This window comes from Enterococcus sp. B2E4, from assembly GCF_030499455.1.
GTDB lineage: Bacteria > Bacillota > Bacilli > Lactobacillales > Enterococcaceae > Enterococcus_D > Enterococcus_D casseliflavus.
Genome location: NZ_JAUKPK010000017.1, coordinates 1 through 15,668 on the forward strand (window position 1 = coordinate 1; position 15,668 = coordinate 15,668).

Here is a 15,668-nt window from a genome sequence, read left to right on the forward strand (position 1 = left end):
CTAGGGCTGTTAAAAAGCCACCCGTTTCACGGGTGGATATTTACTCGCAGAAAAGTAAAGGAGGCTATAGGATGAAAAAGATAAAACTGGTGATTTTTGATATGGACGGTTTGATGTTTGAAACAGGTCGTCTAGCTTACCGCGCTTATTTAAGAGCCGCGGAGGAATATGATTTTGAAGTTTGCCAAGAAGTTTATTATTACCTGACTGGCAGAACGGAAGCAGATATTCGTATAGGGATGCAGGATCTTTATGGCAGTACGGTACCAACGGATCGGTGGCGAGCAGCGATGAATCGTCAGAAAAAAGTGATTTTAGCTGAAGAAAAACGGGTGTTCAAAAAGCCCGGCCTTCTTGACCTGTTAGAAGCATTAAAAAAACAAGATTGCTTGATAGCCGTGGCATCCTCTTCATCGAAAGAAAAAATCAAGGCGTACTTTGAAATGGAACAGATGCCAGATTGGTTTGATACGGTGGTTTCTGGGGATCAAGTGCGAAAGGGCAAACCTGATCCAGAAATCTTTCTAACAGCTTGCCAACAATTAGGCGTAAAGCCTGAAGAAGCCTTGGTATTAGAAGATTCTCTAGCTGGCATAAAAGCCGCAAAACAAGCCGAGATCCCAGCTTTTCTGATTGCGGATGATTTGAGTGCTTTGCCAGTCAAGAAAAATGGAAAGTATCCTTTGCTTAAACAGCCAAAACTTGAGCAAGAAGTAGCTGCACAGGTGAAAACTTTTTCTGATCTGACGAAAGTCAAAGACTGGCTCGTCGTGAATCATTTTTCTTGGGATTGATCGATATTCCAAGAAGTATCAACAAAGCAAAAGGGTATGAAGCAAGAAAGTACGGTGTTTTAAAACAGGCATAGTTTTGTGGAATCAGTAAAACAACAAAGGTTCATTTTGGCAATTGGTTTTTTCCTGCTCATTTCTCTATGAAGAAGGGGGAGTTAGAGCGTTTTTCACTAGTTTCTAGGAATGAGGCAAAAGGCTGACTAGAAAAACGAGTAAGATTGTAGCAGCTCACTTTACAGCTAAGTGAAGCTGCTTTTTTTACGCTATTCCTTCAGCAACGAAAAATGAGCATTGTGTTTTAAACGGTATTCTTTTGGCGTCAGTGAGGTCAATGCTTTGAAATTTCGATTGAAGGTTCGCACATTTTGAAAGCCTGCTTGTTCTGCTACTTCCGTAATCGGCAAGAGACTATGGGTCAGCAAAAAAGAGGCATGGCGTATTCTTGCTTGATTCAAAAGCCGAGGAAAGGTGCTTTTCAATTTATCGGTGATCATTCTGGAAACGTAGACGCTGCTATAACCGATACTGCTGCTTAGTTTTTCGAGCGTCAGTTCTTCTTTGAAATGGGATTCGATGTAAACAAGTAGCTGGATCAGGATATCCTCTTGATTTTTGGCTGGTAATAAAGTCGTTTGGTGTTCAAAAAGGTAAAGGACTTGATACAGTGCCGATTTTCGTAAATAGAGGGAATCCGTTTCAAATAAAGGATAGTAGAGCTGCTTGGCAACAGAGGAATCAATGGTGATCACCGGATCTGACAAAGCGAAATCTTTCGTTTTGGCGTAAAAATCTGGAATATACTCAGGTGAAAACACAAGAATATGCAATTGTGATTCCTTAGGGGTTTCAATCGCATGAGTCTGATAAGGCATGACTAATAACACTTGGCCTGTCGTAAGGACATAGGGACTTTCTTCGATTTTGACAACCGCTTCGCCGTCACTACAAAAAAGCAATTCAAAGGAACGATGAAAATGTTCCATGTAATTAAGCGAGTAGGGATGGTAACTGGAAACGCCTAGGTATTCGCCGAAATGGTATTCTTCTAAAATGGTCACGCGATCTATCCTCCATTTTTTGTCTATCGATGTGTGGAAATCGTCCTGTGAATGATAGCGATTTCATTCTATAATTATGACAGTTCAGCTGAAGAAAGTAAATAGAACAATGATTAGTGAATATTTTTAAAATGAGCTGCAGCAGCAAGTTTCTTTTTTTTGTTAGGTATATTAGTAAAGAAAACTTACTAACTGAATGAAGCTCATTCCTACTGACACTCAGTTGAATCACAAAATGCCAAAAAGGGAAAGAGGAGGAAATTTTTTTGATTACCAATCCGATACTAACAGGCTTTCATCCAGACCCGAGTATTTGTCGTGCAGGTGAAGATTATTACATTGCTACGTCGACCTTTGAATGGTTTCCAGGTGTGCGCATCTTCCATTCGAAGGATTTGAAGAACTGGCGCTTGATCAGTACACCAGTCAATCGTGTCAGTCAGTTGAATATGCTAGGAAACCCAGATTCTGGGGGCGTTTGGGCGCCAAACTTAAGTTACAGTGATGGTCGTTTTTGGTTGATTTATTCAGATGTCAAAACACAATCTAATAGTTGGAAAGATGTGAACAATTATTTGATCACCTGTGAAACCATTGATGGGGATTGGTCAGAACCAATTTATATGAATTCTTCTGGTTTCGATCCCTCGTTATTTCATGACGACGACGGCAAAAAATATTTTCTGAACATGGTTTGGGATTATCGCCTGACAAACCATTCCTTTTATGGGATCGCTCTCCAAGAGTTTGATTGGCAAGCCAAGAAATTGGTGGGGCAGCCCAAAATAATCTTCAAAGGAACAGAGCGCAAATTGACGGAAGCACCGGTTATGTATAAAGTGAACGGCTATTATTATTTATTGACGGCAGAAGGCGGCACTAAGTTTGAACATGCAAGTACCATCGCTCGTGGGACGCACATCGAAGGGCCTTATGAAGTTCATCCTCAAAACCCTCTGATCAGTTCCTGGGGACAGCCAGAGATCCTGCTACAAAAAGCTGGCCATGGTTCATTTGTGAAAACGCAGACCGATGAATGGTATTTTGTTCACTTAACAGGGCGAGCGCTGAAGTATCCAGAAACGCCCCTCTTAGAAAATCGCGGTTATTGCCCGCTCGGACGAGAAACAGCGATCCAGTCTGTTTATTGGGAAAATGATTGGCCGTATATCACAGGCGGAAACTTTCCAAAAGAGGAAGTCCCACAGCCACAGCTGCCTGAACATCCGTGGGAAATAGAATCAGGCTTTGATGATTTTGAAGAGGCGTCGTTGGCACCAGTGTTTCAAACCTTGCGGATTCCTTTTTCTGAGGAAATCGGTAGTTTGACCGCACGACCAGGGTACTTGCGCTTGTATGGGCGAGAGTCGTTCAATTCCTTGTTCCATCAAGCACTGGTGGCAAGAAGATGGAGCGATTTTCGTTTCGAAGCAACGACTGCCGTCGAATTTTCACCGACCTCGTTTCTACAGTTGGCAGGCATGACGAATTACTACAATACACAAAACTGGTCGGCGATCTACATCACTCATGATGAGACGAAAGGCAGAATCATCACTGTATTGGCAAGCGAAAAGGGCCAACTGAAGAGTCAAAAAGCACCAGAAGTTGTGATACCAGCCGATGTACAAACAGTCTACTTCAAAACGATCGTTAATTATGCCCACTATCAATACGCGTACTCGTTTGATCAAAAAGAGTGGCAGGTCATCGATCATCTATTTGACAGCTTGCAATTGTCTGACGACTATGTAGCAGAACATTACGGTGGATTCTTTACAGGGGCTTTTGTAGGGATGTTTGCGATCGATACGACCGGCAATCGTTTGGCGGCTGATTTTGATTCATTTGACTATCAAAAAATCGAGGAGGAAGAAAGATGAAAAATTGGAAACGGGTCTTACAAACAGCGTCAGTAGCGGGCTTAGCAGCTTTTATGCTTAGTGGCTGCGGGAATGGTTCTGGAAACAGCAGCTCAGATAATAGCGCAACGGGAAGTAGTGGCAAGGATGAACTCGTGGTTTGGACCTTTACTTCAGAATTATCAACAATGATCAATGATTACTATTTGCCGGCGCATGACGACTTGGCCTATGACATTCGGATCGTGGAGATTCCTTCTGACCAATTCGAGACCAAGCTCGATCCGATTCTCGGTTCCAAAGATGCACCAGATGTGATTGCTTTAGAATCTGCCTTTGTCAAAAAATATGTGGAATCAGGCATGATGGCAGACCTTGGTTCACTGGGGCTTGATGAAGCCGCGGCAGATACGTATCAATATGTCAAAGACGTAGGGACTTCAAAAGACGGGGTTCTTCATGCCTTGGCTTGGCAAGCTGCTCCTGGCGGTTTTTATTACCGGGCATCGATGGCAGAAGAGCTGCTAGGGATCGATGATCCAGCGGCTGCGCAAGCGGCATTGTCAGACTACGACAAGTTCTATGAGCAAGCCAAAGCAGTCAAAGAAAAAAGTGGTGGAACCACCTATATGATCTCTAGTGTCCAAGATTTGGCAAAGCCTTTTTATGGTCAACGTGAACATGGCTGGGTTGAAGACGGCAAATTAGTGATCGACGACAGTTTGTATGACTTGTTGGATGTATCACGCAAATTTGTAGAAGAAGGCCTGACACAAGATACAGAAGGACAATCAGAAGCTTGGTTTGCTGGAATGAATGGCGACAATGTATTCGGTTATAGTTTGCCGACATGGGGGCTGCACTATTGGTTAAAACCAAATGCGACAGCTGCCGATAACTCTAGCTCAACAGAAGGGGACTGGCGCATGATCCAAGGACCTTCGTCGTGGTTCTGGGGCGGCACATGGATCGGTGCTACGGCAAATTCTGAGATGCAAGAAGAAGCTGCGCAATTGGTGGCTTACTTGACCACAGATCAAGCATTTTTAAAACAATGGGCCGAAGATACCGGTGATTTTGTATCAAATGAACGAGTCGTTGAAGAAATTAAAGGCGAATATGAAGAGGAATTTTTAGGCGGTCAAAACCACTATGCAGAATTTGCCGATATGGTTCAAGACATCAACGCGAAAATTCTGACCGAGTATGATCAGACGATTGAAACCCTCTTTACGGATAGTTGTTTGACACCATATTCAAAAGGTGAAGTGGATCAGGAAACGGCGATCCAAAACTTTAAAGATGCGGTCGTCAATGCTTATCCAGATGTTCAAGTAGATTAGGTGTTGGAGAAACCGGCACCGAAGACGGGGTCGGTTTCAACCTTTTCTAGGTACTATGCGCTGCTTAAATGGCTTGTCTTTACAGGCAGAAGTTGGCAGTAGAAGAAAAAATATCAGGGGGATTACGATGCAGAATAAGAGAAGATTTGAACAGTATCATCGCTATGGGCTATTATTTATCGCACCATTTTTTCTAGCATTCTTGGTTTTTCAGCTTTATCCAATTCTCTATACGATTTACCTAAGCTTTACGGATCTAAAAGGGTGGAATCCAGCTGCCAATCTTGTCGGACTGGATAACTATTTTGCGATTTTTCGCAACCCGTTATTTTTAAAATCCATCAGCAATACCTTTATTTTGTGGGGCGTAAACTTTGTCCCTCAAATTGGCTTGGCTCTGTTGCTGGCGGCATGGTTTACCAATATCAAGTTGCGCTTGCGGGGGAAAGGCTTTTTCAAAGTCGTTTTTTACTTACCCAACATCATTACTGCCGCTTCAGTAGCAATCTTATTTTTCGTTTTGTTCAGTTTTCCGTTAGGTCCGATCAACCTAGTCTTGCAGCATTTCGGTGTTTTGGACCAGCCCTATGACTTTTTCCGTAGTGAAACGGGCACTCGGCTGATCGTTTCCTTTATCCAATTTTGGATGTGGTATGGTCAGACCACGATCGTTTTGGTTTCGGGCATTTTGAGCATTGATGATGCTCTTTTTGAATCAGCAATGGTCGATGGAGCCAATGATGGTCAAATTTTCCGCAAGATCACGCTGCCTTTGTTAAAACCAATCTTGCTTTATACATTGGTGACATCTTTGATTGGCGGCTTGCAAATGTTCGACATTCCTTTTTTGCTGACAAACGGCAATCCCAACAATAGTGTCTTAACGATCACGATGTTTATCTACAACCAAGCCTTTACCGGGAGTCGGAATTTCAACGTTGCCGCAACCGCGTCGGTGCTATTACTGGTACTTTCAATCGTATTAAGCACGTTATTGTTTCAATTTTTCAAAGAAAATAGCAAAGTGGGGCGAAAATAAATGGAAAATAGCTATCGGGCAAAACGATTGTTGATCTATGTCTTTTTGGTGTTGCTGACCATCTTAAGTATTCTGCCCTTTTGGGTCGTCTTAGTCAATGCGACCCGTTCAGCAGAACAGATCCAGCAAGGGCTGTCCTTGTGGCCAGGCGGTAATCTCCAATACAACTGGTCCGTCTTAATGGGCAGAGGCTTCAATGTTTTCAATGGATTTAAAAATAGTTTCTTGATTGCGGCTGGCGCTACCGTTCTCAATGTATATTTTTCGGCATTGACAGCTTATGGCGTGATCGCCTATGAGTTTCGTGGCAAGAAAGTCCTGTTTGCTGTCATTCTTGGGCTGATCATGATTCCTCAGCAAATTAGCATGATCGGTTTTTATCAATTTATGAATCGCTTAGGGCTCTTAAATAATTTTCTGCCATTGATTTTACCAGCGATCGCATCACCTGCTACCGTTTTTTTCTTAAAGCAATACTTAGAAACGATCTATCATCCTGATTTGGCAGATTCTGCTCGTTTGGACGGAGCCGGCGAAATCAAAATTTTCCATCGCATCATGTTGCCCTTGATGAAACCGGGCTTAGCCACCATGGCGATTTTCTCGTTCGTGACCTCGTGGAATAATTTCTTGATGCCCTTGATCTTGATCAACGATACGGAAAAGTATACGTTGCCGATGCTGGTCCAATTGCTGAAAACGGATGTTTACCGTACTGAATTTGGCAGTATGTATCTAGGGATTTCATTAAGTATTATTCCTTTGCTACTGATTTACCTGTTTCTATCGAAATACATCGTGGGCGGTGTGACGGCTGGCGGAATCAAAGGATAGCGATACCCTTTTACCAAAAGAAAACGCTGGACTGAGTTTTCAGTCCAGCGTTCATTTAACGGATCACACGGGAGAGATCAAGTGCCGCAAAGCGCAAATCGTTGATATTCAAGAAATGTTTCGCCACTAAAACGTTGCCGCCAAACAGCGGGGCCTGATCGCCTAATCGACTGTTTTTGATCTTCGTGTTTTTGGTGAACTGGCTGGTCAATTTTTGTTGCAGCGCCAGTAATAAATCAGGAATTTTGCGATAGACCGAGCTGTTGATATAGACTTCTTCGGGATCAGAAAAAGTGATGACATTGTTTAGCCCAATACTAAGAAACTCAACATTTTGTTGCGCCAATTCGACTGCTGATTTTTCTCCGGCATGATAGGCTTGTGCAAATGTATCCGAATTAACGAACGCTGTTTTTGTATAGTGACTGTAGGTGTCAAACAAGACTTTGTTCGACGCATATTGCTCTAAGCAGCCTCGATTGCCGCAAGGGCACAAGTTGCCGTGAGGAAAGAGCGTAGAATGGCCAACTTCCCCCGCCATGCCGTGAGTACCGGTTTGCAGCTGCCCATCAACGATGATTCCGACACCGATCCCACTATGGACGCTGACGCTCAGTAAATTCGTGGAATCAGAAGAAAAACAGTACTCGCCTAAAGCCGTCAGATTGGCTTCGTTTTCTATATAGACCGCCGTATTGTATTTTTGGCTCAAAGGGGCGATCAAATCAAAGTGTTCCAAGTCGTAGTAGGGGGCAAAGGTGACCGTCTGATTGTGAACGATGCCGTGGATCGCCAAACAGATTCCTACTAATCCATGAGTGGTTTGCGGCATTTGCGGCCAAAACTCTTTCATCATGGAATCGATCGTCGCTAGTACATTTTCTTTGGTGATCAATTCATGGGAATGGTCGGCAGAGGCGATCATCTCGCCATTGATATAAGAGAGCATCCCTCGAACATAGTTATAGCCGATGTCAAAGGTAACAGCTAAGCTGCTACGGTGATTGAATTGCAATTGAATCGGTTTGCGACCACCGATCGAAGTGGAATCACCAATGCCGACTTCGCGCACGAAGTCCGTGTCGATCAGTTTTTTGGTTATTTGAGAAACAGACGCTTTATTGAGATGGGTCAAATTTGACACTTCCGCTCGTGACACATTTTCATTGTCAATGATCGTCTTCAATACAGCCGCTTCATTTTGTTCGCGTATGCCCATTTTATTGATAATCATGTGTTCTCCTCTTCGTAGATGTGATTAGTGTTAGTTTACCGTGCAAATTAATATTGTGCAAGCTGAAGAATAAAGAAAAGACGCAGAATGTAGGAGCAGCAGTTTGAGAAGGAAAAACCATGAAAGATTCGTTGAAAGCGCTTGACAGGAATGCGAGAATCGTTTACTATCCAATTAGTTAGTTTTGAATGCTAATTAACCGTTTAAGAGTCAATGGTTAACTGCTTCAAACAGAGGAAGGAGAGAAGAGATGGCTTATTTTTTAGGGTTGGATCTAGGAACAAGTGCGTTAAAAGGCTTAGTTTTTGATCAAACCGGGGAACTCCAAGGAACAGCAAGTGCTGACTATCCATTGTCATCCCCTAGACCGGGATTCAGTGAGCAAGAGCCGGTGCATTGGCAAGAGGCGGCAGATAAGGTGATCAAAACCTTGATCCAGCAGATTCCAACGCTGCAGAAGGAATTGATCGGCGTCAGCTTTTCTGGGCAAATGCATAGTCTTGTTTTATTGGATGAAGAAAACCGAGTCATTCGTCCGGCAATATTATGGAATGACGTTCGAACCACCAAACAATGCCAAGCGATCATGGCATCCTTTGGAGAGGAAATAAAAGCAATCACCAAGAATGTTGCTTTGGAAGGATTCACTTTACCAAAAATTTTATGGGTCCAAGAACACGAGCCTGAACATTGGCAACAAGTTCGTCACATGATGCTGCCAAAAGACTACTTGGCTTTTTTGCTGACTGGGAACTATTCGATGGATTATTCCGATGCAGCGGGTACGTTACTGCTGGATATCGAAAAGAAGTGCTGGTCTGAAGCCATTCTAGAAAAATTCGAAATCGCATCGGATTTACTGCCGCCGCTTTTTGAATCAGCAGCGCCTGTAGGGCAAATGCGAAAAGAGCTGCAAGAAGCCTTTGGCTTTGAACAAGAGGTGACGATCTATGCAGGTGGCGCAGACAATGCCTGTGCTGCATTAGGTTCAGGGATCATCGCCGAAGGTGTCGGCATGGTGTCGATTGGCACGAGCGGTGTGTTCTTATCCTTTGAAGAAGCGCAAGAGGTTGATTATCAAGGAGATCTACACCTTTTCCGTCATGCGATCAAAGACAAGTTGTATTCAATGGGGGTCACGTTAGCCGCTGGAAATTCCTTAAGCTGGTATCGTGATACGTTTGCCCCCAACCAATCGTTTCAGGAATTGCTTTCAGCGATCAGTGAGGTAAACCCAGGGGCAGAAGGCCTGCTGTTTACGCCTTATATCGTGGGCGAACGCACCCCGCATACCGACAGCCAAATCAGGGGTAGTTTTATCGGCATCGACACACGGCATCGCGAAAAGCATTTCAGTCGTGCGGTCTTAGAAGGGATCACCTTCTCTTTAAAAGATTCCCAAATGATCATGGAAGAACGGGCACAACGGAAATTCACCCAGATCGTTTCTGTGGGGGGCGGTGCGAATAATGCCGAATGGCTGCAAATGCAAGCCGATATTTTTAATGCAGAAATGCTGACTTTGTCTACTGAGCAAGGCCCAGGTATGGGCGCAGCAATGCTGGCAGCAATCGGCAGTGGCATTTATCCAGATGCAGCTGCCTGTGTTAACGCCTTTGTCAAATACGGCAAAGCCATTGCACCGATTCCTGAAAATGTCGCCAAATACCAAGAAATTTATACGATCTACCGCACCGTCTACCAACAAACCGCCCCTATCTGCCATGCATTGGCGCAAATCGAGTAGCGTAATGGCAGCAGGCAATCTACCTGATCAAAGCGAGGAATCGTTTTTGGTTCTAAATGATTGGAAACAAGTAAGTTAGTTTATTACACTAAAAAACATAAAATGGAGGCAACAACAATGACTTATTTTCCAGAGATCGAAAAAATCCGCTACGAAGGTCCTAAAACAGACAATATGTTTGCATTTCGCCACTACGATGCCGAAGAAGTTGTTTTAGGCAAGAAAATGAAAGATCATCTACGTTTTGCAATCGCCTATTGGCATACGATGACGCAAGACGGCTCTGATCCTTTCGGCGCACCTGTCAACAAACGGACGTGGATCGGTGACACCGAAATGGAAACGGCGAAAAATCGAGTAGAAGCCTTCTTCGAGATTTGCGAAAAATTAGGGGCAGAGTTCTTCTGTTTCCATGATGTTGACGTGGCACCTGCAGGAGAAACGTTAGAAGAATTTTTCCAAAACTTAGACGAAATCACCGATTTGATCAAAGAAAAAATGGAACAAACGGGAATCAAACTATTATGGAATACAGCAAATATGTTCTCACATCCTCGTTTCAATAACGGCGCTGCTTCCACCAATAATGCGGAAGTTTATGCGTATGCGGCAGCCCAAGTCAAAAAAGGCTTAGATATCTCGAAAAAATTAGGCGGCGAAAACTATGTCTTCTGGGGTGGCCGTGAAGGCTATGAAACCTTGTTGAATACAGACATGAAATTTGAACAAGACAACATCGCCCGTCTATTCAAAATGGCGATCGCTTATGGCGAAAAAATCGGTCATAAACCGCAGTTCTTATTAGAGCCGAAACCAAAAGAACCATCAAAACATCAATATGATTTTGATGCAGCGACAACGATGGCCTTCATTCAGCACTACGGCTTAGAAGGAGATTTCAAATTAAACCTAGAAGCCAATCATGCAACATTAGCTGGCCATACCTTTGAACATGAAATCGCCGTTGCCCGTAGCTATAACGCATTAGGCTCACTTGATGCCAACCAAGGAGATATGCTGTTAGGGTGGGATACGGATGAATTCCCAACCAACGTCTTTGACTCCACACTCGCTTTATACGAAGTCTTAGAAAACGGCGGCATCGCGCCGGGAGGAATCAATTTCGATTCTAAAGTCCGTCGTTCGTCATTTGAAATGGAAGATCTGTTGTTAGCCCACATCGCTGGTATGGATACGTATGCCAGAGCGTTGAAAGCAGCAGCGAAACTAAAAGAAGACCGCTTCTTAGACGAGTTGAAGGAAAAACGGTACGCCTCTTTCCAAGAAGGCATCGGAGCGAAGATCGTTGCTGATGAGGAAAGCTTAGAAACACTGACAGATTACGCATTGGCTCATGATCAAATCGAATTAGAATCCAGCCACATTGAATATGTGAAATCTCGTTTGAATGATTACCTGTTTTAATAAGAAACGACTGTCGTTCTGAGGAGCGGCAGTTTTTTCACCTAAAAATATCTTTTAGCAATTGTTACGAATCAACCAAATTATGATACGATAAAATGTAACCGATTTATTTCGGTTTAGGAAATGAAGGAGGCAACTTGATGTTTCACACAAACTTAGATCCTTTCCCAGAAAACTTCTTATGGGGGGCAGCTTCGGCGGCCTATCAAATTGAAGGAGCATGGGCAGAAGACGGCAAAGGTCCGTCGATTTGGGACACCTATGCCCAAATTCCTGGCAATACTTTTGAGGAAACCAACGGCAAAGTGGCGATCGATCATTACCATCGATACAAAGAAGATATTGCCTTGATGAAGCAAATGGGCTTGAAAGCCTATCGCTTCAGCGTGGCGTGGTCGCGAATCTTGCCTGATGGCGAAGGCGCGGTCAATGAAGCGGGTGTGGCGTTTTACGAAAAGCTGGTGGACGAATTGCTTCGGCAAGGAGTAGAGCCGATTTTGACGCTGTATCATTGGGACCTTCCCCAGGCTTTGCAAGACAAATACTTAGGATGGGAAGGCCGAGAAACAGCAGAAGCATTTGAACGGTATTGCCGGATCCTTTTTGAACGCCTAGGAAAGAAAGTCATCTATTGGGTCACGATGAATGAACAAAATGTCTTCACTTCTCTTGGGTACCGTTGGGCGGCACATCCACCAGGCTTGAAGGACTTAAAACGGATGTATGCAGCCAATCATATCATCAACCTTGCCAATGCTAAGGCGATCAATTTGTTCCATGAGCTGGTTCCTCAGGGCAAGATCGGTCCAAGTTTTGGCTATGGACCGATGTATCCGTTTAGCTGTGACCCTGAAGATGTGCTGGCAGCAGAAAATGGCGAAGCCTTCAACAACGCATGGTTTTTAGATGTCTATTGCAAAGGCGAATACCCGAAATTTGTCTACAAGCAATTAGCCAAAGTTGGCTTGGCTCCTGAAGTCACTCCAGAAGATCAAGCACTATTAAAACAGGCAAAACCTGATTTCTTAGGGATCAATTACTATCACGGTGGGACGGCTCAGCAAAACAATTTGCAAAAGCAGTCAGCTGAAAAGAAAGAATTTTCTAAAGTCGATCCGTATTTGATGCAAGCGGCAGCTGGTGAGTTCTCACCCGAAGAAACCATGTTTGCGACAGCAGAAAATCCCCACTTGAAAAAAACGGATTGGGGCTGGGAGATCGATCCCGTTGGTTTCCGTGTAGCCTTGCGGCGCATCCAAGCCAATTATGACTTGCCGATTTTTATTACTGAAAATGGGTTAGGCGCTATCGATCAATTGACAGAAGACAAACAGATCCATGACCCATACCGCATCACCTATTTGCAGGAACATCTGGTTGAACTGCAAAAGGCCATCACGGATGGGGTTGAGCTGATCGGCTATTGTGCTTGGTCCTTTACAGATCTACTAAGTTGGTTGAATGGATACAAAAAACGCTATGGGTTTGTTTATGTCGATCGCGACAATCAAAGCGAACGTCAGTTGGCGCGCATCCCGAAAGATAGTTTTTATTGGTATCAAGAGGTGATTCGCACCAACGGGGCAAGTTTGACAAGTGAAACATGATGTAACGAAGGAGTAGCTGAAAATGGAGGTTGGAAAATGCGTAAAGTGTTGATCGTTGACGATGAAGCATCGATCCGAAATGGGCTACCTCTGATCATCGATTGGGAACGTCTGGGGTATCAAATCGTCGGGTCGGCGGAAAACGGCGAAGCTGGCTTGGCAATGATCCGCGAATTGAAGCCAGACGTTGTGATCGCTGATATTCGTATGCCGGGAAAAAATGGTCTTGAGATGGTGCAAGCAGCATCGGAGGAAGGGCTTTTGTTTTTTGCCATTATTTTATCCGGCTACTCAGATTTTGATTATGCCAAACAAGCGTTGCAACTGGGCGCTGTGACCTATTTGCTGAAACCAGTTGACGAAGAAGAGCTGATCGGTATTTTGACGAAAATCGATCAAAAAGCCAAGACCGATCAGCAGAAAAATCAGAAGAGTCAGTTGATGGAGAAATTGTTTGGCGGGGATCAAACGGGAATCAAAGACGCACAAGCCATCAAGCTATTGCGTCTTTCCGAGGAGGCAGATGCCCAAAAGCTGGTTGAGAAATTGCAGGAGCAAGTGGCGCAAGTCGTCACCTTGATCCATCGGCATCATCGGTATTTGGTCTTGTTAAACGAGGAGCGCTTTCCCGACGAGGCGATCGATGCATGGTGCCGTAAAAAAATGGCTCACCAAGAAATCTTGATCTCCCGCTGGTTTGCGGCGCAAGATAACTTGAAGCCATTGATGATCGATATCCAGACATTGAGTAAATTGATTTTCTTATTTCCCAATCAAGTCATTTCTCACCATGTTTTGGATACGACGCAAGAAGCAGAAGAACGAAGCGATTTGCGTGAAGAATTAGTTAAGGCGATTTTGGCAAACGATCCGTTAGAACAGCCGTTATCCCGCTATTATCAAACCTTTTATCATTCATTGGCATTGGAAGAAGAGATTAAATGGCAAATCAATGGTGACATTGAATGGCTGCAGCATCAAATCAGTGAAAAAGTAGCCTTAGCGATCGAATGGTCGACAGACGAAGTACATCAGCAGATTTTTCTCGCCCAGACGTTTCCAATGCTGCAAGAGGTGATCACCGCAAAACTAGCAGACTTGCAAGCAACAGTCGCCAGCAGTTTGAACCAAATCGATATCATTGCAGAATTGATCCAATACACGAAAAAGCATTATCAAGAAGATTTGACCTTGAAAAAAATCGGGGAACGTTTCAATTACAATAGTGCCTATCTAGGCAAGAAGTTTCGCAAAGAAACTGGGAAAAATTATTTGGCGTTCTTGGATGAAGTACGAATGGAAAAAGCGGTGGAAATCTTGCGTCATTCCAATCTGATGGTCTACGAAGTTGCTGAATTGGTGGGCTACAGCAATGTTGATTATTTCTACAAAAAGTTCAAACAATACCATCAAGTTTCACCGAATGAGTTTCGGAAAACATAAGAAAATTCGCTGATACATGAGCAGCTGTTTTTCAGGAAAACAGTCCATCGCATAGGCAATGAAAAGAGAAATTTGTGAAAAGAAAAAGCGGCATTACAGGTTCGCATGGCGGCAGCAAGAGACAACACGTCTTTTTTTGTCGCCATTTTTTTGAATAATCTCGTCAGAAGCTCATACAAGAAAATGCTTTAAAAAAGCTATTGACGTCGTTTTCATTTTGAAGTATAGTAAGTGCATCGGATCGTTACTGATAATGCAGGCGTGACCACAGGTATGAGATTTTCTCCATTCGTTTGTTTTGGAAAAAGATCATAGCTAGTTGGTGACGTTATTTTTTTGTTTTATTTTAGGAGGTGTTGACCATGGAAATCGTCAAAGTATTTAATAATAATGCTTCATTAGTCCTGAACGACAATCACCAAGAAGAAGTTGTGATGGGGAGTGGCATCGGCTTTGGTTTGAGGCCAGGCGACACTGTCGATCAAAAGAAAATAGAAAAGCGATTCATCATTAACGACCAAAAAAGCATTGCAGATTTGGAACAGCTGCTTAAACGGATTGAATATCGTGATCTGCAACTGGCCAGCGATATTTTAAAATTGTTTGAGGAAGCGTTTCAATGCGAAAGCAATCCTGCACTGCTAGTGGCACTTGCAGACCATATCGGTTTTGCTCTGACGAGGGCAAGAGAAGGGATGAAAATTCAAACACCCCTAGAATGGGAATTAAAGCAGGTGTACCCGAAAGAATATGAAATTGGTCTTCAAGCGGTTGAGCTGATGCAAAAGCGAACACATCTGAATATTCCGAAAGATGAGGCTGCTTTTATTACGCTGCATTTCGTGAATTTTTTAGGCGATAACAACGGAATGGAAGAAACAATGCTGATTTCCAAAGTCATGAAAGATATTTTGACGATCATCAATTATCATTATGGCAAAGAATTCAGACAAGACTCTATTTATTTTTCCCGATTCATCACTCACATTCGCTACTTTGTTAAACGACAGATGAGCAATGAGCTACCAGCTCAACCAGCCTCTAGTTTATTAGATGTGATTCAACTGAAATATCCGTTGGATTATGAGTGTGCTATGAAAATCAAGCAATTTCTGGAAAATAGGTATCAGTGGGAAATCACTGAAGATGAAGTGTTGTATTTAACCTTACATTTAAATCGATTGGCATCTTAACGGATCGTTACTGGTAAAGCAGGCGTGACCTAGAGTGAGCACTCAAACGAGTCTTTTGTTTGAGGTGTCTTCTAGATCACGCTTTTTAT

12 protein-coding genes are annotated in these 15,668 nt (G+C 43.5%); 10 read left to right on the forward strand and 2 right to left on the reverse strand.

What is annotated here, in order from left to right:
• Positions 1-71: 71 nt before the first annotated feature.
• Complete coding sequence (locus tag Q1X33_RS12225; protein WP_005228439.1) at positions 72-794, forward strand: HAD family phosphatase; 723 nt, start codon at positions 72-74, stop codon at positions 792-794.
• Positions 795-1,057: 263 nt separating this feature from the next.
• On the opposite strand, the gene Q1X33_RS12230 is transcribed toward Q1X33_RS12225, so the two are convergent.
• Complete coding sequence (locus Q1X33_RS12230; protein WP_005228440.1) at positions 1,058-1,852, reverse strand: AraC family transcriptional regulator; 795 nt, start codon at positions 1,850-1,852, stop codon at positions 1,058-1,060.
• A gap of 266 nt (positions 1,853-2,118) precedes the next feature.
• On the opposite strand from Q1X33_RS12230, the gene Q1X33_RS12235 reads away from it, so the two are divergent.
• The 4 genes from Q1X33_RS12235 (at position 2,119) to Q1X33_RS12250 (ending at position 6,930) form a co-directional block, all read left to right on the forward strand.
• Positions 2,119-3,735, forward strand: coding sequence for a glycoside hydrolase family 43 protein (locus tag Q1X33_RS12235; protein WP_118215079.1), 1,617 nt, complete (start codon positions 2,119-2,121; stop codon positions 3,733-3,735).
• Positions 3,732-5,057, forward strand: coding sequence for an ABC transporter substrate-binding protein (locus Q1X33_RS12240; RefSeq protein ID WP_005228442.1), 1,326 nt, complete (start codon positions 3,732-3,734; stop codon positions 5,055-5,057). The genes Q1X33_RS12235 and Q1X33_RS12240 overlap by 4 nt, the downstream gene beginning before the upstream one ends.
• A 127-nt stretch (positions 5,058-5,184) precedes the next feature.
• Entirely contained in the window at positions 5,185-6,096 is a 912-nt protein-coding gene (locus tag Q1X33_RS12245) for a carbohydrate ABC transporter permease (protein ID WP_034858631.1), read from the forward strand.
• Complete coding sequence (locus Q1X33_RS12250) at positions 6,097-6,930, forward strand: carbohydrate ABC transporter permease (RefSeq protein WP_005228444.1); 834 nt, start codon at positions 6,097-6,099, stop codon at positions 6,928-6,930.
• A 55-nt stretch (positions 6,931-6,985) separates the two neighbouring features.
• Here the strand turns inward: Q1X33_RS12250 and Q1X33_RS12255 are convergent, their stop codons facing one another.
• Positions 6,986-8,164 (reverse strand): ROK family transcriptional regulator, encoded by a 1,179-nt coding sequence (locus tag Q1X33_RS12255; protein WP_015510297.1) that lies wholly within the window; start codon positions 8,162-8,164, stop codon positions 6,986-6,988.
• 250 nt (positions 8,165-8,414) lie between these two features.
• On the opposite strand from Q1X33_RS12255, the gene xylB reads away from it, so the two are divergent.
• The 5 genes from xylB to licT all read left to right on the forward strand — a co-directional run bounded on the left by xylB (position 8,415) and on the right by licT (position 15,579).
• Entirely contained in the window at positions 8,415-9,911 is a 1,497-nt protein-coding gene (xylB, locus tag Q1X33_RS12260) for a xylulokinase (protein WP_005228446.1), read from the forward strand.
• Positions 9,912-10,028: 117 nt separating this feature from the next.
• A complete protein-coding gene (gene xylA, locus Q1X33_RS12265; protein WP_005228447.1) occupies positions 10,029-11,336 on the forward strand; it encodes a xylose isomerase in 1,308 nt (435 codons plus the stop codon).
• Positions 11,337-11,476: 140 nt separating this feature from the next.
• Complete coding sequence (locus Q1X33_RS12270; RefSeq protein ID WP_034869103.1) at positions 11,477-12,943, forward strand: glycoside hydrolase family 1 protein; 1,467 nt, start codon at positions 11,477-11,479, stop codon at positions 12,941-12,943.
• Between the two features lie 36 nt (positions 12,944-12,979).
• Positions 12,980-14,386, forward strand: a complete 1,407-nt coding sequence (locus Q1X33_RS12275) for a response regulator (RefSeq protein ID WP_074535429.1) — start codon at positions 12,980-12,982, stop codon at positions 14,384-14,386.
• A 362-nt stretch (positions 14,387-14,748) separates the two neighbouring features.
• A complete protein-coding gene (gene licT / locus Q1X33_RS12280) occupies positions 14,749-15,579 on the forward strand; it encodes a BglG family transcription antiterminator LicT (protein ID WP_034869106.1) in 831 nt (276 codons plus the stop codon).
• Positions 15,580-15,668 lie beyond the last annotated feature (89 nt).

Excerpts from the sequence above, each read along its gene's own strand:
- Q1X33_RS12225 (WP_005228439.1), top strand. The coding sequence starts at position 72 with ATGAAAAAGATAAAACTGGTGATTTTTGATATGGACGGTTTGATGTTT.
- Q1X33_RS12240 (WP_005228442.1), top strand. The coding sequence starts at position 3,732 with ATGAAAAATTGGAAACGGGTCTTACAAACAGCGTCAGTAGCGGGCTTA.
- Q1X33_RS12245 (WP_034858631.1), top strand. The coding sequence starts at position 5,185 with ATGCAGAATAAGAGAAGATTTGAACAGTATCATCGCTATGGGCTATTA.
- Q1X33_RS12250 (WP_005228444.1), top strand. The coding sequence starts at position 6,097 with ATGGAAAATAGCTATCGGGCAAAACGATTGTTGATCTATGTCTTTTTG.
- Q1X33_RS12255 (WP_015510297.1), bottom strand. The coding sequence starts at position 8,164 with ATGATTATCAATAAAATGGGCATACGCGAACAAAATGAAGCGGCTGTA.
- xylB (WP_005228446.1), top strand. The coding sequence starts at position 8,415 with ATGGCTTATTTTTTAGGGTTGGATCTAGGAACAAGTGCGTTAAAAGGC.
- xylA (WP_005228447.1), top strand. The coding sequence starts at position 10,029 with ATGACTTATTTTCCAGAGATCGAAAAAATCCGCTACGAAGGTCCTAAA.
- Q1X33_RS12270 (WP_034869103.1), top strand. The coding sequence starts at position 11,477 with ATGTTTCACACAAACTTAGATCCTTTCCCAGAAAACTTCTTATGGGGG.
- Q1X33_RS12275 (WP_074535429.1), top strand. The coding sequence starts at position 12,980 with ATGCGTAAAGTGTTGATCGTTGACGATGAAGCATCGATCCGAAATGGG.
- licT (WP_034869106.1), top strand. The coding sequence starts at position 14,749 with ATGGAAATCGTCAAAGTATTTAATAATAATGCTTCATTAGTCCTGAAC.